Annotated in this window: 16 protein-coding genes; 3 read left to right on the top strand and 13 right to left on the bottom strand. The window is 70.9% G+C overall.

Annotation, left to right across the window (positions count from 1 at the left end; genetic code table 11):
- Positions 1 to 35: 35 nt before the first annotated feature.
- Both LAJ50_RS08920 and LAJ50_RS08915 read right to left on the bottom strand, forming a co-directional pair.
- The gene (locus LAJ50_RS08920; RefSeq protein ID WP_138651144.1) at positions 36 to 1946 is read right to left on the bottom strand and encodes a hybrid sensor histidine kinase/response regulator; all 1911 of its coding nucleotides are present in this window, start codon (positions 1944 to 1946) and stop codon (positions 36 to 38) included.
- 245 nt (positions 1947 to 2191) lie between these two features.
- A complete protein-coding gene (locus LAJ50_RS08915) occupies positions 2192 to 2692 on the bottom strand; it encodes a DNA-binding protein (protein WP_138651145.1) in 501 nt (166 codons plus the stop codon).
- Positions 2693 to 2855: 163 nt separating this feature from the next.
- Here LAJ50_RS08915 and LAJ50_RS08910 point away from each other — a divergent pair, with 163 nt between their 5' ends.
- On the top strand, positions 2856 to 5231 hold the full coding sequence (locus tag LAJ50_RS08910) for a GH92 family glycosyl hydrolase (RefSeq protein ID WP_130552200.1): 2376 nt from the start codon (positions 2856 to 2858) through the stop codon (positions 5229 to 5231).
- Between the two features lie 66 nt (positions 5232 to 5297).
- Here the strand turns inward: LAJ50_RS08910 and LAJ50_RS08905 are convergent, their stop codons facing one another.
- The 6 genes from LAJ50_RS08905 to lexA form a co-directional block, all read right to left on the bottom strand.
- Entirely contained in the window at positions 5298 to 5456 is a 159-nt protein-coding gene (locus LAJ50_RS08905; protein ID WP_171044513.1) for a hypothetical protein, read from the bottom strand.
- Between the two features lie 306 nt (positions 5457 to 5762).
- The gene (locus tag LAJ50_RS08900) at positions 5763 to 6278 is read right to left on the bottom strand and encodes an alpha-ketoglutarate-dependent dioxygenase AlkB (protein ID WP_130552223.1); all 516 of its coding nucleotides are present in this window, start codon (positions 6276 to 6278) and stop codon (positions 5763 to 5765) included.
- Positions 6279 to 6358: 80 nt separating this feature from the next.
- The gene (locus LAJ50_RS08895) at positions 6359 to 9625 is read right to left on the bottom strand and encodes an error-prone DNA polymerase (protein ID WP_171044514.1); all 3267 of its coding nucleotides are present in this window, start codon (positions 9623 to 9625) and stop codon (positions 6359 to 6361) included.
- Between the two features lie 37 nt (positions 9626 to 9662).
- Positions 9663 to 11093, bottom strand: coding sequence for a DNA polymerase Y family protein (locus tag LAJ50_RS08890; protein ID WP_138651146.1), 1431 nt, complete (start codon positions 11091 to 11093; stop codon positions 9663 to 9665).
- 92 nt (positions 11094 to 11185) lie between these two features.
- Positions 11186 to 11836, bottom strand: a complete 651-nt coding sequence (imuA, locus tag LAJ50_RS08885) for a translesion DNA synthesis-associated protein ImuA (RefSeq protein ID WP_224096531.1) — start codon at positions 11834 to 11836, stop codon at positions 11186 to 11188.
- A 4-nt stretch (positions 11837 to 11840) separates the two neighbouring features.
- Positions 11841 to 12446, bottom strand: a complete 606-nt coding sequence (lexA, locus tag LAJ50_RS08880) for a transcriptional repressor LexA (RefSeq protein ID WP_138651147.1) — start codon at positions 12444 to 12446, stop codon at positions 11841 to 11843.
- 124 nt (positions 12447 to 12570) lie between these two features.
- Between lexA and LAJ50_RS08875 the strand changes: the two genes are divergently transcribed.
- Both LAJ50_RS08875 and LAJ50_RS08870 read left to right on the top strand, forming a co-directional pair.
- The gene (locus LAJ50_RS08875; RefSeq protein ID WP_130517776.1) at positions 12571 to 12792 is read left to right on the top strand and encodes an AbrB/MazE/SpoVT family DNA-binding domain-containing protein; all 222 of its coding nucleotides are present in this window, start codon (positions 12571 to 12573) and stop codon (positions 12790 to 12792) included.
- 1 nt (position 12793) lies between these two features.
- Positions 12794 to 13222: a type II toxin-antitoxin system death-on-curing family toxin gene (locus LAJ50_RS08870; RefSeq protein WP_138651148.1), complete on the top strand. Its 429-nt coding sequence runs from the start codon at positions 12794 to 12796 to the stop codon at positions 13220 to 13222.
- A 336-nt stretch (positions 13223 to 13558) separates the two neighbouring features.
- Here LAJ50_RS08870 and LAJ50_RS08865 read toward each other — a convergent pair whose 3' ends face one another.
- The 5 genes from LAJ50_RS08865 to LAJ50_RS08845 form a co-directional block, all read right to left on the bottom strand.
- Positions 13559 to 14842, bottom strand: a complete 1284-nt coding sequence (locus LAJ50_RS08865) for an NAD(P)/FAD-dependent oxidoreductase (protein ID WP_138651149.1) — start codon at positions 14840 to 14842, stop codon at positions 13559 to 13561.
- A 59-nt stretch (positions 14843 to 14901) separates the two neighbouring features.
- Positions 14902 to 16263: an NAD-dependent succinate-semialdehyde dehydrogenase gene (locus LAJ50_RS08860; protein ID WP_138651150.1), complete on the bottom strand. Its 1362-nt coding sequence runs from the start codon at positions 16261 to 16263 to the stop codon at positions 14902 to 14904.
- A 171-nt stretch (positions 16264 to 16434) separates the two neighbouring features.
- The gene (locus tag LAJ50_RS08855) at positions 16435 to 17964 is read right to left on the bottom strand and encodes an efflux transporter outer membrane subunit (protein ID WP_138651151.1); all 1530 of its coding nucleotides are present in this window, start codon (positions 17962 to 17964) and stop codon (positions 16435 to 16437) included.
- Positions 17951 to 19528 (bottom strand): MDR family MFS transporter, encoded by a 1578-nt coding sequence (locus tag LAJ50_RS08850; protein WP_138651152.1) that lies wholly within the window; start codon positions 19526 to 19528, stop codon positions 17951 to 17953. Before LAJ50_RS08850 ends, LAJ50_RS08855 begins: the two co-directional genes overlap by 14 nt.
- Complete coding sequence (locus tag LAJ50_RS08845) at positions 19525 to 20733, bottom strand: HlyD family secretion protein (RefSeq protein WP_138651153.1); 1209 nt, start codon at positions 20731 to 20733, stop codon at positions 19525 to 19527. Before LAJ50_RS08845 ends, LAJ50_RS08850 begins: the two co-directional genes overlap by 4 nt.
- Positions 20734 to 20855 lie beyond the last annotated feature (122 nt).

Below are 20855 nucleotides of genomic sequence, written 5' to 3'. Positions count from 1 at the left end.
TGGCGCTGGCTCGGCCGCCGAACGACGCCTGGACCTCATGGGCGCGCGGTCACCGCCGCCAGCGCATCGCGCAGCTTGGCCGCGGTCACCGGCTTGACCAGGTGGTGGTCAAAGCCGGCCTGGCGGGTCAGCTCGCGGTCTTCGCGCGTGCCCCAGCCGGTCAGCGCCACGATGCGCAGGTCGGCGCCGTCGGGCCGCGCGCGCAGGCGGCGGCACACTTCGTGCCCGTCCATGCCGGGCATGCCGATGTCGGTGATGACCACGTCCGGCCTGGCCTGCTCGGCCGCGGCCAGGCCGTCGGGGCCGTTGTAGCGGGTGGTCACCTGGTGGCCGAGCAGCGCGAGCACCATCGAGATCGAATCGGCCGCGTCGCGGTTGTCGTCGATCAGCAGCAGCTGCAGCGCACCGTCGCGGGCCGGCTTGTCCTCGGTCCCGGGCGCGAGGACCGGCGCCGGCGCATCCAGCGGCAGGCGCACGATGAAGGTGCTGCCCTGGCCCAGGCCGTCGCTGTGCGCCTCGAGGGTGCCGTCGTGACGGCCGACTAGTTCGCGCGCCAGGGCGATGCCCACGCCCAGTCCGCCGAAGGACGCGTGCCGGTTGTCGTCGACCTGGGCGAAGAGTTCGAAGATGTGCTGCAGCTTGTGCGGCTCGATGCCGATGCCCGTATCGCGCACCTCGGCCACCGCCTGGCCGTCCTGCTCGCTCACGCGCAGCCGCACCTCGCCACCCGGATGGCTGAACTTGGCCGCGTTGCTGAGCAGGTTGCCCAGCACCTGCGCCATGCGCGTGGCATCGGCCCGCACCCAGACCGGGGCCTGCGGCAGGACCAGCTCCAGGCGGACGTCGCGTTCCAGGTAATGGGCGCGGAAGGCCTCGGCCACGTGCGCGGCCAGCTGGCCCAGATCGCGGCGCTCCCTGCGCAGCACCACCTTGCCCAGGGCGATGCGGTTGATGTCCAGCAGGTCGTCCAGCAGCTGGCTCATCTGCACGATCTGGCGCTCCATCATCGGCGCGGCCGGATGCATGGCCACGCCGTGGCTGCCCAGCTTCATCGCCTGCAGGCCGCTGGTGATGGTCGCCAGCGGATTGCGCAGTTCGTGCGCGAGCATGGCGATGAATTCGGTCTTGCGCCGACCGTCCTCGCGCAGCGCATCCTCCATCCGCTTGCGGTCGGAGATGTCGTTGAACAGCACCGCCACCTGCTGCCGCGCCGGGTCGCCGAAGCGGAAGGCATAGACGTCGTAGTGGAAGCCCAGCTGCGCGGCCGACTGTTCGAAGCGCTCGGGCACGCCGCTGCGAGCGATGCGCCCATAGGTCTGGAACCAGTCGGCCTCATGCGCCGGCGCGATCTCGCGCATGCGCCGGCCCGGTGCATCCTGGATACCGGTCTGCCGCGCGAAGGCGGCGTTGACCTCGAGAAACCGGTAGTCCTGCGGCTGGCCCTCCGCGTCGAAGATCATCTCGATCACGCAGAAGCCGGCGTCGATCGAGTCGAACAGCGACCGGTACTTCTCGGCCGCCTCGCGCGCGCGGCGCCGCAGCGAGTTGCGCCCGGTGACATCGTCCAGCACGCCGACCAGCTGGCTCGGCCGTCCCTGCGCATCGCGGGCGGCCACGCGCGCGCGATCGCGCAACCAGCGCTCGTCGCCGCCGGGCAGGCGCACGCGATACTCGATGTCCAACGGCGCGTCGCCTGCGAGGAAGGCGTCGTACTCGCGGCACGCGCCTTCCACGTCGACATCGACCAGCGCCAGCCACCAGCCGTGCTCGGAGGCCTTCAGTCCCAGCAGCGCGCGCGCGTCGTCATCATCGGGCGCGCGGCGCTCCGACGCCGGCAGCGCCGGCGCCTGGTAGAGCACGCCTTCGGTGCGCTGCGCGCCCGGACCGGCGCTCTCGAACGCCTCCGGCAGCGGCGCCCCGTCGGGCCCCGGCGTGGTGTACGGCATCGCATATCCCCTTGGTCTGTCCCGCAGGCTAGCGACTGCACATGCGCTGATGTGTGAACGGAGTTGCGGTCCACGAAGCCTGAATCGGCGCGCTTAGGTGCAGCTCGCGTCCATGTCCGGGCTGCTCAGCGGTGCTAACCGTCTCGCAGTCGCACGGACATGGAACCTCTTCGCGTCTGGCGCTTTCGCGCGAGCGCTACTGATACCGCCTTTGCAGGAACGGCAGGCGAGCGGGAACGCGGGCGCTAGCGAGACTTTCCGCCGCTCGACTTTTTGGCGCTCTTGGTCGTCCTTTTCGTGGCTTTCCCTGCCGTCTTCTTCGCGGCCTTCTTCGCGCCCCTGCTGGTCGTCTTCTTCGCGGCTTTCTTCGTCGCTTTCTTCGCGGCTTTCTTGGCCGTTTTCTTGGTCGCTTTCTTGGCCGCCTTCTTTGCCGTCTTCTTGGTGGCCTTTTTCGTGGCCTTCTTGGCCGTCTTCTTGGCGGCGTGGCCGCGGCCCGCCGCCAGATCCTGGCCAGCCTTGCGCTTCACCTTGCTGGAGGCGCGCTTGCCGGGCCTGGCCGCGACGCCATCGCGGCGCGCTCGCGACAGGCCGATCGCGATGGCCTGCTTCCGGCTCTTGGCCGGCCCTTCGCCGGCCTGGAGTTCCTCGATCTCCTCGCGCACGTACTCGCCGGCCTGCGTGCTGCTGGACTTGCCGGCGCGCTTGTCGTCCTGCGCGGCCTTGTGTGCGGTCTTCTTGCTGGGCATGGAAGGCTCCCGATGCGTCAGAAGGCCTACCTATAGTGCGGCGCGCGTCAACACCGCGTGGGTATCGGCCGGCACCACGTCCCGACAGGACCAAGGTCGAGCAGGAAAGCGGCGCCCTCCGTGCTAGGGTCCGTGCCCATCATCGCGACGGGGTATACGAGCAATGCGGAATCTGCACATCAAGCGCGGGGCGCTGGTGCGGCGCGTCGGCGTCCTGGGGCTGGCGGGCCTGCTGGCGGCGCTGCCGCCGCTGGGCCATGCCGCGCAGCGGCTGACGCCGGAACAGCAGCAGGCCTTCGATGCGGTCGACCCCTTCATCGGCAGCGGCGGCGAGGGGCATACCTTCCCCGGCGCCACCCTGCCCTTCGGCATGGTGCAGCTCTCGCCCGACACCCAGATCAAGTCGCGCAAGGACGGCTATGGCTGGGCGGCCGGCTACCGCCACAGCGACAGCACCATCGTGGGCTTCTCGCATACGCATTTCTCCGGCTCCGGGCATTCGGACCTGGGCGATTTCCTGCTGATGCCGGCCACCGGCGAGGTCAAGCTGGAGCGCGGCGAGATCGACAAGCCCGGCAGCGGCTTCACCTCGCGCTTCCGCCATCAGACCGAGACCGCCCAGCCTGGCTACTACGCGGTGACCCTGGACGATGCCGGGGTGCGCGCCGAGCTGACCGCCACCGCGCGCGTGGGCGTGCACCGCTACACCTTTCCCAAGGGCAAGCCCGGGCACGTGATCCTGGACATGCGCACCAGCATGTACGACTACCCCGGCAAGGTGCTGTGGTCGCGCGTGCGGCTGCGCGCGGACGGCACGGTCACCGGCTTCCGCGAGACGCGCGGCTGGGCGCCCGGCCGCCAGCTGTACTTCGCCATGCGGTTTTCCAGGCCCCTGACCGGCCACACGCTCAACGACACCGAGCAGGACGTGATCTACAAGGGCTTCGCCCCGCCGGCCGACAAGGATCCGGGCCAGCGCGCGCAGATCGAAGGCCGCCAGCTGGTCGCCAGCTTCGATGTCGGCGATGCGGGCGGCCCGCTGCTGGTGAAACTGGCGATCTCGCCGGTCAGCGAGGACAACGCCATCGCCAACCTGGATGCCGAGGTGCCGGGCTGGGACTTCGACGGCGTGCGCGACGCGGCCCGGCAGACCTGGGCCACCGCGCTGGCCGCGGTGCAGGCGCAGGGCACGCCGGTCCAGCGCACGCAGTTCTATACCGCGCTGTACCACACCTTCCTGGGGCCAACGCTGTTCATGGACGTCGATGGCCGCTACCGCGGACCGGACAACGCCGTGCACCAGGCCAAGGGCTGGACCAACTACTCCACCTTCTCGCTGTGGGACACCTACCGCGCGCTGCATCCGCTGCTGACCATCGTCCAGCCCGCCCAGCACACCAACGACATCGTCAACTCGCTGCTGGCCGCGCGGCGCGAGAGCCCGTACGGGATCCTGCCGATCTGGGCGTTCAACGGCCTGGAGACCTGGTGCATGATCGGTTACCACGCCGTGCCGGTGATCGCCGACGCCTACATGAAGGGCATCCGCGGCTACGACACGCGCCAGGCGCTGGACGCGATGGTCGCCAGCGCGAACTACGGCCCCTACGACGGCATCGCCCAGTACCGCGAGCTGGGCTATGTGCCGATCGACGAGGAAGGCGAAGCGGCCTCGAAGACCCTCGAATACGCCTTCGACGACTGGACCATCGCGCAGGTCGCACGCGACATGGGCGACGCCTCCATCACCGCCGAGTTCGACAAGCGCGCGGGCAACTGGAAGCACGCCTACGACCCCGCCACCGGCTTCATGCGCGCGCGCAAGCGCGACGGGGCGTTCCGCGAGCCGTTCGATCCCACCGCCAGCGGCTACGGCACCGACTACACCGAAGGCAACGCCTGGCAGTACTCGTGGTACGTGCCCCAGGACGTAGCCGGGCTGGTCAAGGCGCACGGCAGCGCCGATGCGCTGCTGGGCAAGCTGGATGCGGCCTTCGATGCGAAGGTGGACCCCAAGGTGTTCGAACACATGGAGGACATCACCGGCCTGATCGGCTGGTACGCGCACGGCAACGAACCCGGCCACCACGTGGCCTATCTCTATGCCTACGCCGGCCAGCCCTGGCGCACGCAGCAGCGGCTGAAGCAGATCATGGACACCCAGTACAAGGCCACACCCGACGGGCTGGCCGGCAACGACGATCTGGGCCAGATGTCGGCCTGGTACGTGTTCACCGCGCTGGGCTTCTACCCGGTCACGCCGGGCAGCAATCAGTACATCATCGGCCGGCCCTTCCTGCCGCGCGCCACGCTCAACCTGGAAGGCGGCAAGCGCTTCACCGTGATCGCCGACGGACTGGATGCCGCACACACGTACGTCGGCAGCGTGCGCTTGAACGGCAAGCCGCTCGATCGCGCCTACCTCACCCACGCCGAGCTCATGGCCGGCGGCGAACTGCGCTTCACCATGCAGGCCCAGCCGAACACGACCTGGGCCACCGACCTGGGCAAGCTGCCCTACTCGATGTCCTCGCAGTAAGTCCCCCAGGTCGAGGCAAGACGAAGGGCGGGTCGCAGGACCCGCCCTTCGTCGTTGTGAACGGCCTCAAGCGCCGTGCGGATGACCGGGCGCCAGTGGTTCGTCGACGGCGGGGTCGCCCTCTTCCTGGCCGTCATGCCGCGACGGTGCGGGCAACGGCGGCGGATCGTCCACGCGCGGGTCCATGTCGGACGGCGGGATGGGTTCGTTGGGCAGGGTCGGCATACGGCGCTCCGGAGGGCTGGCCGCGACAGACTGCACGCACAGGCGTGGACGTCATGCCATCGCGCGCCGGAAGCGCGAGGTCTGCCGTCGCGCGGCCAGCGCCAGGCGCCAGCGGTGGCACGGTCATTCGGCCCTGTCTGGACGGGCGAAACAGGCGCGCAAGCGCTCTCCACGACGGGCTCCAGCTCATGACCCATTCCCGACCGCGCTGGCCTGCGCCACGCCTGCCGCGTTTTTGATGCTGTCCGCGACCTTCGTTGAAAGCGCAGGAACAACGCCACGCACGAAGACCGCATGACGTGTCCCTCAGTCCGGGCGTGCGCGGAACACGACGCTCATGCGCGGCGCCACCGCCGCGGCCGTCTTGGGGATGCCGTGTTCGTGGGTGAGCTGGCTGGCATGGCTCATCACCAGCAGGCTGCCCGGGGCCAGGTCGAGGGCGAAGGTCTGGCGGCGGCCGTGCATGGCGCGGATGTGCATGCGCCGGGTGCCGCCCAGCGAGACCAGCGCGATCGGCTGGCCGGGCACCAGCATGTGCAGCTTGTCGTGGTGCATGGCCACGCTGTCGCGGCCATCGCGATAGAAGTTCATGCCCACGCCGGTGTACGGCGCGGGCACGCGCGCCTGCACCAGGGCCAGCATGTCGGCCAGCGGCAGCTGCGGCGGCAGCGCGTCCAGCCGGTAGCCGGCGCGCAGGCGCGGCACGTCGACGATGCGGTCGTACATGGGGCGGCGCTCGTGCTTCCAGTGCGCATGCTCGCGCAACGCATCGAACCAGCGCTGCGCCGTGGCCGCATCGACCACGTCCGGCCAGTAGCGCATGCCGCCCTCGGCGTCGTCGAACACCGTCAGCGGCGTGGGCGCGAACAGGTCGCCGACAGACGGGTGGGCGGACCGCGCGTTCAATGGAAGTCCCGCGAGGGCAGCGCCAGCTCGCCCAGCAGATCGCTCAGGTCGCGCAGGTCGCCGGCGATGAGGTGTTCGACCCCGTCCACGCGCTCCCAGCGCCCGCGCACGGCCAGCAGCCGCGACTCCAGCAGCGCGCGCCGCCGGCGCATGGCCAGGTGCGGCCAGACGATCACGTTGATCATGCCCTGCTCGTCCTCGAGCGTGACGAAGATGGTGCCCTTGGCCGTGGCCGGGCGCTGGCGCTGGGTGACCAGCCCGGCCACGTGCACGCCGCTGCCGCTGGGCCGGTCCCGCAGCTCGCGCAGGCCGAGGATGCGCTGGGCGCGCATGCGTGCGCGCAGCAGCGCCATCGGGTGCGCCTCCAGGCTCAGGCCGACGCTGCGGTAGTCGGCGGTGATGTCCTGGCCGATGCGCGGCGCCGGCAGCGCGATGGCCTGCTCGCGCGGGCTGCCGGGCAGCAGCGGACGGCGACGCTCGACCCCGGCCACCGCCCAGCGCGCGGCGTTGCGGTGGCCGACCAACGAGCGCAGCGCACCGGCTTCGGCCAGGGCGGTGCGGGCCTTCTCGTCCAGGCCGGCGCGCAGGCACAGGTCCTCCAGGTCGGCGAAGGCGCGCTGCGCACGCGCGGCCATGATCGCCTGGCCAGTGGCCTCGGACAGGCCAGCCACCTGGCGGAAGCCCAGACGGATGTCCGGCTGCTCACCTGGATCGTCCGCGCTGCGCCACGGCCGCCCGCCGACCAGGGTGTTGTCCCAGTCGCTGTACAGCACGTCCACCGGCAGCACGGTGACGGCCTGGCGCCCGGCCTTGCCGCGGCGCGCGTCCTGCACGATCTGGCTGGGCGAATAGAACCCCATCGGCTGTGCGTTCAGCAGGCCGCAGGCGAAGGCCGCCGGCTCATGCCGCTTGAGCCAGCAGCTGGCGTAGACCAGCTTGGCGAACGAGGCCGCGTGGCTCTGCGGGAAGCCGTACGAGCCGAAGCCCTTGATCTGGTCGAAGATCTGGTCGATGAACTCAGAGGCGTAGCCCTTGTCCTCCATCAGCTGGCGGATGCGCATGCGGTGCGGCTCCATGTCGCCGCCGCGCCGCCAGGCGGCCATCGAGCGGCGCAGGCCGTCGGCCTCGTCCGGCTTGTAGCCGGCGTGGATCACCAGCTCCATCACCTGCTCCTGGAATAGCGGCACGCCCAGCGTCGGCCCGAGGATCTCCTCGACCCCCTCGGACGGATAGGTGGGCCGCTCCAGCCCCTGGCGCCGGCGCAGGTAGGGATGGACCATGTCGCCCTGGATCGGCCCGGGCCGCACGATCGCCACCTCGATCACCAGGTCGTAGAACTTGGCGGGCTTGAGCCGCGGCAGCATGGCCATCTGCGCGCGCGATTCGATCTGGAACACCCCGACCGTATCGGCCAGCTGGATCATCTCGTAGGTGGGCTTGTCGTTGGACGGAATGCTGGCGATGTCGTGATCGCGCCCGCGGTGCACGCGGATCAGGTCCAGCGTCTTGCGGATGCAGGTCAGCATGCCCAGCGCCAGGCAGTCGACCTTGAGCATGCCCATGGTCTCCAGGTCGTCCTTCTCCCACTGGATGATGGTGCGGTCGGCCATGGCCGCGTTCTCCACCGGCACCACGGTGGACAGGGTCTGCTCGGCGATGACGAAGCCGCCGACGTGCTGGGACAGGTGGCGCGGCTTGCCTTCGAGCATGCCGGTGAGCGCCAGGATCCTCACGATCAGCGGGTTGGCGGTGTCGAAGCCGGCCTCCTCCAGCCGCTGCTGCATCGGCGTGTCGCCATTGCCCCAGCCGAAACAGTTGGCCAGCAGCGCGATCTGGTCCGGCGGCAGGCCGAAGGCCTTGGCCACCTCGCGCACCGCGCTCTTGCCGCGGTAGCTGATGACCGTGGCCGCCAGCGCCGCACGCGCGCGGCCGTACTTGCGGTAGACGTACTGGATGACCTCCTCGCGCCGCTCGTGCTCGAAATCGACGTCGATGTCGGGCGGCTCGTTGCGCGCCTTGGACAGGAAGCGGGAGATCAGCAGGCGATTCTCGTCCGGGTCCACCGCGGTGATGCCCAGCGCATAGCACACGGCGGAATTGGCCGAGGAGCCGCGCCCCTGGCACAGGATTCCCTGCGACCTGGCGAAGCGCACCACGTCATGCACGGTCAGGAAGAAGGCCTCGTACCCCAGCTCCTCGATCAGCGCCAGCTCCTGCTCGATATCGCCCCGCACCTTGTCGGAGATCGTCAGGCCGCGCTCGGCCCAGCGCGTGCGGATCCCGGCCTCGGTCAGTTCGCGCAGATAGCTGGTGGCGGTATGCCCGGCCGGCACCAGCTCGGCCGGGTAGTCGTACTTCACATCGCGCTTGAGATCGAAGCCGCTGCAGCGCCGGGCGAGGTCCACCGTCGCCTCCAGCAGCGCCGCCGGATAGATGTTGCCGAGCGCGCGGCGCGAGCGCAGGTGGCGCTCGCCGTTGCGGAACAGCAGCGCGCCGGCCTCGGCCAGCGGCACGGTGTGGCGGATCGCGGTGATCGTGTCCTGCAGCACGCGCTCGCGGCGGGTGGCCATGTGCACATCGCCGCTGGCCAGGGGCGTCATGCCCAACTGCCGGGACAGCGCCAGCAGCGTGGCCAGCCGCGCATCGTCGTCGCCGTCGCGCAGCAGTTCCACGGCCAGATAGGCGCGCTCGCCGAACACCTGCTGCAGCCAGCGCCCGTCATGCGCCTGCGGCTGCGCGCCGGGCAGCCACAGGGCGAACAGTTCGGGCGCTTCGGCATGGAACTGCGCCTCCACGTCGGCGCGCGTCAAGGTGTAACGGCCCTTGCTGGCCGCGCGCCGTGCGGTGGTGATCAGCGCGCACAGCTGGGTGTAGCCGGCGCGCGTCTCCACCAGCAGCACGAACCGGGTGCCATCGACCAGCGCGAACTCGCTGCCGACGATCAGGCTGACGCCGGTGGCCCGTGCGCCTTCCCAGCCGCGCACGATGCCGGCCAGCGAGCATTCGTCGGTGATCGCCAGCGCGCTGTAGCCGCAGGCCTTGGCGCGTTCGAACAGCGCCGTGGCATCCGAGGCCCCGCGCAGGAACGAGAAATCCGACAGGCAGTGCAGCTCGGCATAGGCCGGCAGGCCGTCCGCGCCTGCGTCCTTCGGCGCATCGTCGTTGGCCGCCGGGCGCAGGCGCTGGGCCGTGCGCCAGGCGCGCGGCATGCGCCCGCCCGGCGTGTCCCGATCCACCCCATCGACCGCGTCATCCCAACTCATTGCCCTCTCTCCCGCAGCTTTCCCCTCACGCCCCGCCTCATCCGAACCACCCATGCAGCATCCACGGCGCATCGCGCACACCGGCCGGCTGGAACGCCCAGGCACGCTGGCCGCGCGCGGTTTCCACCACGTAGTAGTCGCGCCGCGCATCGCCCTGGTCCCACCAGCCGCTTTCCAGGCGTTCGGGGCCGGAGATGATCCGCGCCGGGCCATGCAGGGCCACCGGCTGCGGCAGCAGCCAGGCCGGGCGCGGCGGACGCGCGGGGGCGGTCTCCACGCCGCGCGCCGGCGCATCGCCCAGCGCGCGGCGCCAGGCCTTTTCCGGGCGCGGATCGCCGGCCGGTTCGACCCGGTAGACGGCCGCATCGCCCAGCCGCGCGCGCAGGCGCTCGCGCAGCTGTGGCCAGTCCAGCGCCTGCTGCGGGCGGGTGTCGAACAGGTCGCGCACCGCCGGCACGAACGGCGGCAGCTGCCGCGCCAGCAGGCGCAGGCCCACCACCGGCCGGTCGATGGCCACGCGCTCCAGGCGGTTGCGCGCCAGTTCGAACAGCAGCGCCTGGTTGCGCTCGGGCGCCAGCAGGCCGACCTCCACGTCGCTGTGGCCCTGCTCGTGCTCCAGCCGCAGCACGAAACGCTGCACGCCGCCGTCGCGGATCGACAGATAGGTGCACAGATCGCCGACCAGGCGCCGCAGCGGGAACAGCAGCGCCATGTGGTTCTCCACCTCGTAGCCCATCTCCACGCGCGCGTCGAAGTGGTCCGGCGGCGTGTACCAGTCCAGCGGGTCGTCGGCCTGCCCGTACAGGCGATCCAGGTGTTCGAGCAGGGCCAGACCGAACCGCCGCCGCAGGCCGTCGCGCGGCAGCGCGCGCAGCGCGGCCAGCGTGTGCAGGCCCATGCGGTGCAGGCGCTCGCCGCTGTCATCGGGCAGGTGCGCGGCGCGCACAGGCACCGCGTCGAGGACCTGCTGCAGGCGCTCGGGGCGCGCAATGGCCAGGCCGTCCTCGCGCCCGGCTAGCACCTGCGCCGCGCGCGGCGTGGGCGCCAGTGCCAGCCGGTGGCGGAAGCCCAGCGTCTCCAGCTCCTGGCGCAGGCGCCGGGCGAAGCGCGGCCACGGCCCGAACAGGCGGAAGCTGGCGCGCGCCTCCAGCACGATCGCATGCGGCCACTGCTGGCTGACCAGCGAACTGTGGCGATAGGCCCAGCTGGCCAGGAAGCGCTGGCTGCGCGCCTGGTCCTGCGCGTCGAAATCCACCGTACGCACCTGCGCCAGCAGCGCGTGCGCGGCCGACAGCCGCATGCCCGGCGTCAGCCCGGCCTGGGCGGCGGCGGCGTTGACCGAATGCAGCCGGCGCAGCTGCGCCGGGCCTTCGACCAGTGCCAGCGGCGCGGCGCGTTCGTCCTCGGGCAGGCGCCGCAGCACCGTATCCATGGCCAGGTGCGGCAGCAGGATGCAGGCCCACAGCATCAGCGCACCGCCCGCGCGCAGGGCGTCGCGTCAGCGTCGGGTCGGGGAGCCGGATTCCACGGCAGCGGTCGATGCGATGGCATGGCCACGCCTCAATGCACCAGCCGCAGCGGCTGGGCCGGCACCTGGCCGCCGCGACACTTGCGCACGCGCCAGGCGCCCTCCTCGCTGCGGTATTCCAGGCGCAGCGCGGCCGGCGAGGCGTTGACCGCATGGCGCGCCTCGCGCAGGGCGAAGCCGCAGCAGTCGCCGCTGTCGGCGGCCACCTGCAGGCGGCGCAGCGCGCGTTCGTCGGCCGCCTGCGGCCAGCCCAGCACGGCCGCACAGGCACCGCTGCGCAGGCACTGCTCGAAGGCCCACAGCGCATCGCGCGGCGCGGCGTCGACGACCTCCAACTGCGCCAGATCCACCCCGCGGCCTTGCCAGGCCGGTGCGTAGGGAATGTACGGCGGGGCGATCAGCGCCACGCGCTCGCCGGCGCGGGTCAGGCGCGCCAGCGTGGGCAGCAGCAGGGCGATCTCGCCGATGCCGTCGGCCGGCAGCAGCAGTTCGGTCAAGGCCTTGCGCGGCCAGCCGGCGGTGGGCAGCAGTGCGTCCAGCGCGGCATGGCCGGTGGGCTCGCCGTCATGGCGCGGCGCGCCGCCGCGCCCGGCCCGCCAGACCGTGCGCGCGGCCAGCAGCTCGTCCAGCGGCAGGCCCGGGGCCGGCACCGCCGACAGCGCACGACGTGGCACCTCGGCCACGGCCTCAACCCCTGCGTACCAGGCCGCAGTACAGGCCTTCGATGGCGAAGTCCGCCCCGGCCGGCACCTCGATCGGCGCATGCGCCGGATTGCGTGGCAGCAGGCGCAGCTGGTGCCGGCCCCGCTCCAGGCGCTTGATGGTCAACTCGCCCTCGATGCGCGCCACCACGATCTGCCCGTCGCGCGCCTCGGCGCTGCGATGCACGCCGACCAGATCCCCGTCGAGGATGCCGTCGTCGATCATCGAATCGCCCTGCACGCGCAGCAGATAGTCCGGCCGCAGCGAGAACACGCCGGCATCCAGCAGTAGCTGCTCGTCCAGGCCGATATCCGCGCCGATCGGCACGCCGGCGGCGACCCGGCCCAGCACCGGCAGCGCCAGCAGCGCATCACGGCGCACGGCCTCCGGCATGCGGATGCCGCGCTTCTGGCCCGGGCGCAGCTGGATCAGGCCGGCCTCGGCCAGGGCCTGGACGTGCTTCTGGGCGGCATTGCGCGAGGCAAAACCGAATTCAGCGGCGATCTCCGCCAGGCTGGGCGCGTGGCCGCGGAGTGCCTGGGCCTTCAGATAGGCCAGGACGGCGGCGCGTTGAGGAGTCAGGGGGTCCATGGGTGGACATTTGTACACCTGTCGCGTCGCACGGGGCGAGATACGGCAAAGTTCTCGCTTGGCCTTGCCTTTCTATCCAAACCTATCGGAATATAACCATCGTTATAACCTCGAGCGCACAACCATGAAGCTCAAGATCACCACCGTCGGCAATTCGGCGGGCGTCATCCTGCCCAAGGACCTGCTGGCCCGCCTGCGACTGGAAAAGGGCGACACGCTCTACGCCCTGGAAACTCCGGACGGCATCAAGCTCACCGTCTTCGACCCGACCCTGGCCGCACAGATGGAAGTGGCCGAGCGGATCATGCGCGAGGACCGCACGGTGCTGCACAAACTGGCGCAGTGACATGATCGTCTGGATGACCCGGGCCCTGGTGCTGGCCATCCACGACCGCCAACTGGCCGAGCACGGCGGCAGCGGCGGTGTGCGCGACGAAGCCCTGCTCGATGCGACCCTGGCCCGCCCCCAGCAGCTGTTCGGCTACGGCGATCCACCTCCGGACCTGGCCGCGCTGGCCGCCAGCCTGGCGTTCGGGCTGGCCCGCAACCATCCGTTCGTGGACGGCAACAAGCGCACCGCTCATCTCTGCTACCGCGTGTTCCTGGTCCTCAACGGTGTGGAGCTGCAGGCCCGCGACGAAGACAAGTACATCGCCATGCTCGGCCTAGCCGATGGCACCCTGGCCGAAGCCGCCTTCGCCGACTGGATCCGCAAGCACCTGACGCCCAAGCCCGGCAGCCAGCTCCACGAGCCTGAGGCGCGTTACGGCGGTTGATGACCACGCAGTACCCGGCCGGGGCGAGGCTCCGCGAAGAATGGATCGGGAATTCTTTGACTTTCGACCCGAAGTCTTCCGACGCCACGCACGAGGCAGCGCGCCGGCGGGCGGTGGCCGCGACGAGCGAGGCAGGAACCGAGCGCCTTAAGGCAGGGCAGGATGCTTTGACCGAGGGAAAACCGTATACCGCCCGCCGGACCGCTGCCCTTCCGAAGCCAGTAACGCCCACGCGCTGAGAGCGCCAGGAAATCCAACGTCTTCAGCCGTACGCGAGAAAGCCACTGGATTCCCGCCGCCTTCGCGGGAATGACGGCAGGGAGTTTTCAGCGGAACTCAGCCGCCGTCGGCCAGTTCCAAGCCAGAGGGCGCTTCCGGTAGCACCTGCAATCCATCGCCCGCCAGCGCCAGCAGAAAGGCATCGGGCAAGGCCAGCTTCCCGAACAGGCCATGCTGCAGGCCGCTGAGCACGCGCAGCATATGGCCGCGCCCGCCCGGCATCCGGCCCAGCCGGAGGAAGGCGAGATCGCGCAGCCTGGCCACCCGGTCGCGATCGGACTGGAACAGCGGCGTCAGCCAGCGGCTCCAGAACTGATAGAGGCCCACGTGGGCGCGCCGGCGCTGCTGATAGCGGGCCAGCGCAGCGGGAAGGTCGACTTCGGCGCGCAGGGCATCGCGTAAAGCAGCGGCGTCCATCAGCGCCATGTTGACGCCCTGCCCCAGCTGCGGGCTCATCGCATGCGCCGCATCGCCCATCAGCAGCAGACGGTCCCGATGCCAGGTGTGGACCACCGCATCGCGATAGCCGGCGCGCGCCAGCTGGCCGCAGGCCTCGAGCGGATGCAGGCGCGCATCGGCCTGCGGCCACAGCGCCGCGACCTCCTGCCGGAAGGCCGGCATGCCCGCCTGTTCCCAGGCCGCGAATCCATCGGCGGGCAGACTCCAGAAGAAGCTCAGGCGTGGCGTGTCATCGCCCGGGCGCGTCCCGACCGGCAGCATGCCGATCATCTTGCGCGCGGCCACATAGCGCTGGCGCAGCTCGTGCGGCCAGGCCCAGTCCTCCTGCGGCACCAGGCACCACAGCGCGCCCCACGGATACGGCGCCTCCGAGCGCACGCCCTGCGTGTGCCGGCGCAGCGCCGAGCCCGCGCCATCGGCGGCGATCACCAGATCGAACGGCCCATGCCACTGGCCCGAGGCCTCGCGCACACGGCGCGTGTCCTGGCTGATCTCGACGATGCGCGTGCCGCAGTGCACGCCACCGTAGCCGTCCCACGCCTGCGCCAGCAGCGCGAACAGCGCCCCGCGCTGCATGCCCAGCCCGAACAGCCGCCGATCCAGATGCGCATAGCGCATGTCCATGACCGCGCGCCCCGCCGGCGTCTCGCCGTACAGACGATCGATGCGGCGCCCGTGCGCCAGGGCCTGCGGCAACAGGCCCATCTCCCATAGCACCTGCAGCCCCGTGGGCTGCAGCAGGAAGCCGGCACCCACCGGCCCCAGCACCGGCGCCTGTTCGAAAACGTGGACCTGATGCCCGTCTGCGGCCAGCAGTGCAGCAGCCGCCTGGCCGGCGGTGCCGTAGCCGATTACCGCGATCTGGTGCCTGTTCCCTGGCATGCCCCGCTTTCCCGACGTGCTTGGTGCCCGCGATCATCGCATGCGGGCACCGCGCCGGATCAGCTCACGTAGATGCTCTTGATGTTGGTGAACTCATGCATGCCGTGGTTCGCCAGTTCGCGACCGAAACCCGAGCGCTTGGTCCCGCCGAACGGCAGACGCACATCGGACTTGACGATGGCATTGACGAAGGCCGCCCCGCACTGCAGCTGCTGGGCCACGCGCTCGCCGCGCGCGGCATCGGCCGTCCATACGCTGCCGCCCAGGCCGAAGCTGGTGTCGTTGGCCACGCGCACGGCCTCGGCCTCGTCGTGCACCCGCAGGATGCTGGCGACCGGGCCGAACAACTCCTCCGAATAGGCCGGCATGCCAGCCTTGACGTGATCCAGGATGGTCGCCGGGTACTCGGCATGGCCGGGCCCGGGCTGGCCGCCGAGCAGCACGGTGGCGCCATTGGCGACGCTGGTGGCGACCTGCCGGTGCAGCTCATCGCGCAGATCCTGGCGCGCCATCGGCGCCAGCGTGGTGGCTTCGTTGTTGGGATCGCCGGTGCGCAGCTGGCCGGCGGCCTCGACGAAGCGCTGCACGAAGCGCTCGGCGATCGCATCGACCACGATGAAACGCTTGGCCGCGATGCAGGTCTGGCCGGCGTTGTCGAAGCGGCCCTTCACCGCCGCGGCGACGGTCTTGTCCAGGTCGGCATCGTCGAGCACCACGAAGGCATCGCTGCCGCCCAGTTCCATCACGCACTTCTTCAGCACGCTGCCGGCGGTGGCGGCGATGGACCGGCCCGCGCGCTCCGAGCCGGTCAGCGTCACCGCGGCCACGCGCGGATCCTTGATGACCTGGGCGGCCTGCTCGTTGTCGATGTGCAGCACGCCGAACACGCCCTCGGGCACGCCGGCAGTGCGCAGCGCATCGGCGATGGCGTCGGCGCAGCGCGGCACGTTGGTGGCGTGCTTGAGCAGGGCGGTATTGCCCACCATCAGCGTCGGCGCCAGGAAGCGGAACACCTGCCAGATGGGGAAGTTCCACGGCATCACCGCGAACACGCAGCCGATGGGTTCGTAGCGCACGTAGCTGGAGCGCGCCTCGGTCTGGATCGGCTCGGGCCGCAGGTACTGCGCGGCGTGGTCGGCGTAGTAGTCGCAGGCGTCGGCGCACTTGTCGACCTCGGCCAGGGCCTCCTTCTTCAGCTTGCCCATCTCGGCGGTCATCAGTGCCTGGAAGGTCTCGCGTCGCTCGCGCAACGCCGTGGCGACCGCATGCAGGACGTCCGCCCGCGCCTCGATGGAGCGCTGGGCCCATTCGGGGAACGCGGCCTGGGCCGCGTGCAGCGCCGCCTCCACGGTGTTGGAGCCCATCAGCGTCTGACGGTGCTCGACCTGGCCGGTGTAGGGATTGGGGACTTCAGTAGACATGCGCGACTCCGCGAAGCATCAAGACAGCGCGCCATGATCCGCCGATGCGCGTTACCCAGCCGTCGCCGCTGCTTTGCTCCGCTCCTGGTGGGAGCCGCCATGGCGGCGATGGGGCTTTCCCGGCAGAGCCCCATCGCCGCCATGGCGGCTCCCACCCAGGATCCCCGCAACTCAGCGCGCCGCGATGCCGGGCTGCGGCGCATCCTGCCAGCCCAGCCCCAGGCTCTTCTGCAGCGCCACATAGTCCACCAGCAGCTGCACCTGCGCCTGGGCCGCGCTGTCGCGGGCGCTGCGCTGCTGGCGCTGCACGTCCAGCAGATCGATCTGCGAGGACGCGCCCGCACCGCGGCGCTGCTGCATCAACGCCGCGGCACGGTCGGCCGAGGCCTGCGCCTGCACCGCCACCAGCAGCTGCTGGCGGGCCGAGCCGAAGTTGGACAGCGCGGTGTTGGCATCCTGCAGCGCGGCCAGCACGGCATTCTCGTAGGCGGCGGCGCGGCCTTCGGTGCCGGCCCGGGCCTGGGCGACCTGGGCCTTGATGCGGCCGAAATCGAAGATCGACCAGCGCAGGAACGGCGCCACCAGCGTGGCCGCCGAATCGGCGTTCAGCTCGCTGGGCTTGGTCGCCACCGCGGCCAGGTTGCCCATCAGCGTGACCTGCGGGAAGTAGCCCGACAGGGCCTCGCCGATCTGCGCGTTGGCGCCGGCCAGCTCACGCTCGGCCTGGCGTACGTCCGGACGACGGCGGATCACCGCGGCCGGATCGTCTACCTTCACCTGGGCGGGCAGCGACGGCAGCGGCACGACCGGCGCTAGGCGCGCATCGAGCGAACCGGGCACCTGCCCCAGCATCAGCGCCAGCTGGTCCAGCGCCTCGCTGCGCTGGGCCTGCAGCGGCAGCAGCCGCGCCTGGTCCTGCTGCAGCTGGCCGCGCGCGCGTTCCACCTGCAGGTCCGAGTCCGCGCCATGCGCGCGGCGCTGCGTGGTGAGGTCCAGCGCCTGCTGCGCATCGCGCACGGCGTCCTGGCCCAGGGCGATGCGCGCCTGCAGGCCGCGGTAGTTGAGATAGACCTGCGCGATCTCGGCGGCCAGGCGCACCTGCGCATCGGCCAGCTGCGCCTGCGCGGCCTCCGCCTGCGCCGCGGCACCTTCGGCGGCGCGACGGCGGCGGCCGAAGAAGTCCAGCTCCCAGCTGGCGTCGAAGCCGGCCAGGTACAGATCGCTGTCCAGATCGAGGTCGCGCGCGGCCTGTTCGACCGCCGCGCCGGTGGCCGGGTCGGTGGCCTGGGCGATGCCGGCGGCCCCGTCGCGGATGTCGTGCTTGATCGAATCCGGCGCCTTGACGTGGGCATAGGCGCCCATCGCACCGACCTGGGGCAGGCGCTCTGCGCGACGCTGGGCGAACAGCCCGCGCGAGGCCTGCACCCGGGCGTCGGCCGCGCGCAGGTTGGGGCTCTGGCGCAGTGCGGTGTCGATCAGCCAATCCAGCTGCGGATCGCGCAGTTCGCGCCACCACTGGCTGGGCGGCGGCGCGCTGACCACCTCGGCCGCGTCGGCGCGATGCAGGCGCGGCGCCTGCACGGCCTCCGGCGCCACCTCCGGGCGCACGTAGTCGGGGCCGAGCACGCAGCCGGCCAGCAGGGCCGGCACCAGCACGGCCAGGGATGCGCGCGCGGCGCGGCGGGCGTCAATGCATCGCAAGTTGCGTCCCCTTGGGCAGCGGTTTGAGCAGGAAGGCCAGCGGGATGGAGCACACCACGATGACGCCGAAGATCCAGAACAGGTCGTTGTAGGTCATCACCAGCGCCTGCAGCTGCACCATCCGCGCCAGGGCGCCGATGGCCTGCATCGGCGCATCGCCGCCGCCGGCGTGGAAGGCGCCGGTGAGCTGGTGCACATAGTCCTGGCCGGCCGGCGAGTTGGCCGTGACCGAGCTGCCCAGCACCTGGGTGTGGTAGGTCATGCGCCGCTCCTGGAAGGTGGAGATCAGCGCCAGGCCGATCGAGCCGCCCAGGTTGCGCGCGGCATTGAACAGGCCCGAGGCATCGCCGGCCAGGTCCTTGGGCACCGAACTGATCGCCGCCTGGTTGAGCGCCATCATCGCCAGCGCCAGCCCGCAGCCCTGCAGCAGCTGGCCGGCGACGAAGGTCTTGCCCACGCTGTAGGAGGTCAGGTCGATGTTGATGAAGCACGCCGCGGCAAAGCACAGCAGTCCACCGATCACCAGCACGCGCACGTCCACCGTGCCCAGCAGCTTGGGCATGAACGGCATCAGGATCACCGTGGGCACGCCGCCCAGCAGCAGCACGTAGCCGGACTGCTCGGTGTTGTAGCCGGACACCATGGCTAGGAACTGCGGGATCATGTACATCACGCCGAACAGGATCATGCCCACCGCGAGCATCATCACGAACACGGCGCTGAAGCTGCGGTTGAGCAGCACCTTGAGCTGGATCACCGGCTCGTGGCGCAGGAACTGGGTCGCCAGCAGCGCGGCGAAGCCCACCAGCGACAGCGCCGACAGCCACAGGATGAATTCCGATTCGAACCAGCGCTCGCGCTGCCCCTCTTCCAGCACCACCGTCAGCCCGCCCAGGCCGGCGGTCAGGCCGAAGATGCCCAGCCAGTCGGCCTCCAGCAGGCCGGCCCAGCGCGCCTGCTCGTGCTGCAGCCCGAGCAGCAGCAGTGCCACCAGGCCCGCGCACACCGGCACGTTGAGGAAGAAGGCGTAGTGCCAGCTCACGTTCTCGGTCAGCCAGCCGCCCAGCAGCGGGCCGATCACCGGCCCCATGATCACTGTCATGCCGAACAGCGCCGTGCCCATGGTCTGCTGCGAGGGCGGCAGGCGCGTGGCGACGATGGTCAGCGCGGTGGGGATCAATGCGCCACCGGCGAAGCCCTGGCCGACGCGGCCGACGATCATCATCGGCAGCGAGGTCGACAGTCCGCACATGATCGAGAACGCGGTGAACAGCAGCGCGCAGATCAACAGGAAGTTGCGCAGCCCCAGCGTGCGCACGAACCAGCCGGTCAGCGGGATCATGACGATCTCGCTGACCAGGTAGGCCGTGGAGATCCAGGTGCCCTCGGTGCCGCTGGCGCCGACCTCGCCCTGGATGGTGGGCAGGGCCGCATTGACGATGGAGATGTCCAGGGTCGCCATGAACGAGCCGATGGTGCCCGCGGCCACCGCCAGCCACGCGCCGGCGTCGGCCTTGCGCGCACCGGCCGCTCCGGCGTCCGCGCTGGCGCCGGTCGCGCTCACGGCCTGGAAGCGTCCCGCGCGTCGAGGCGGTCGGCCTCGTCCTGGGTCTGGTCCTTGGCGTCCTTGGCCGAACGCGTATCGACCGTGGCGATCACCGACATGCCCGGCACCAGCACCTTGCGCGCCTGCTCACCCGCATCCACGCGGATGCGCACCGGCACGCGCTGGACGACCTTGGTGAAGTTGCCGGTGGCGTTCTCCGGCGGCAGCAGCGCGAACTGCGAGCCGGTGCCGGGCGACAGGCTCTCCACGTGACCGTGCAGGGTCACCCCCGACAGCGCATCGACCTCGATCTCGACCGGCTGGCCCGGGCGCATCAGCCCGACCTGGGTCTCCTTGAAGTTGGCCGTCAGGTACAGCGACGCCACCGGCACGATGGTCATCGTGCGCGTGCCGGCGGCCAGGAACTGGCCCACCTGCACGGTCTTGTCACCCACACGGCCGTCGATGGGTGCCTTCAGGTGGGTGTCGTCCACGGCCACGTTGGCCTGGTCGACGTTGGCCTGGGCCTGCTGCAGCCCGGCCCTGGCCTGCTCCAGCTGCGCCTCGCCCGCGGCGATCTGGCTCTGCGCGCCGACGATCTGCGCCTGGGCGGCATCGAACTGGGCCTGGGCCTGGTCGCGCTGCTGGCGCAGGCTCTCCACGTGCTCGTGGGTGTCGGCGCCGGAGGCGGCCAGCGGCGCGAAGCGCGCCACCTCGGCCTTGGCGAACTTCAGCTGCACCTGGGCCGAGGCGGCCTGGCTGCGTGCCTGCACCAGCTGCGCACGATGGCCCTCGATGGCCGCCTGCGCGGCGGCGATGTCGGCCTGGCGCACGGCCACCGCGGCCTGCGCCTGCTCCAGCTGCGCGGTGTAGGTGCGGCCATCGATCTCGATCAGCGGCTGCCCGGCCTTGACCCAGGCGTGGTCCTCGACCAGTACCCGGGTGACGTAACCGTTGACGCGCGGCGCCACGGCCACCGCGTCGGCCTGCAGATAGGCGTCGTTGGTCTCCTGCAGATAGCGCCCGACCAGCAGGTGGTAGACCAGCCAGGCGATCAGCGCGATCAGCACCACCGCGCCGATCACGATCAGCGTCCAGCGCACCTTGGGATTCTTCAGCGGCGAAGGCTTGGGCGGGTCCTGCCGCTCCTGCGCGCCGTCGCCGTCGGCGGAAGGCTGCCCACGGCCGTCCTGGCCGTGGTCGGGATCGTCGTGTTGGCTCAAGGCGGGTTCCTGCGCGCGAAGGTGGGGGCCATGCCCTGCCGACCGCGCCCACGAACTGCGAGGCGACGGCCCGGAGGCGGTGCACGTACGGCGTGGAGGCTAGATCAGCCTAGCCTCACGGC

The sequence above is a fragment of the Pseudoxanthomonas sp. X-1 genome, assembly GCF_020042665.1.
Classification (GTDB): Bacteria; Pseudomonadota; Gammaproteobacteria; order Xanthomonadales; family Xanthomonadaceae; genus Pseudoxanthomonas_A; species Pseudoxanthomonas_A spadix_A.
The sequence above is the reverse complement of the archived record's forward strand: the minus strand, read 5'-3'. Positions and strand labels throughout refer to the sequence as shown.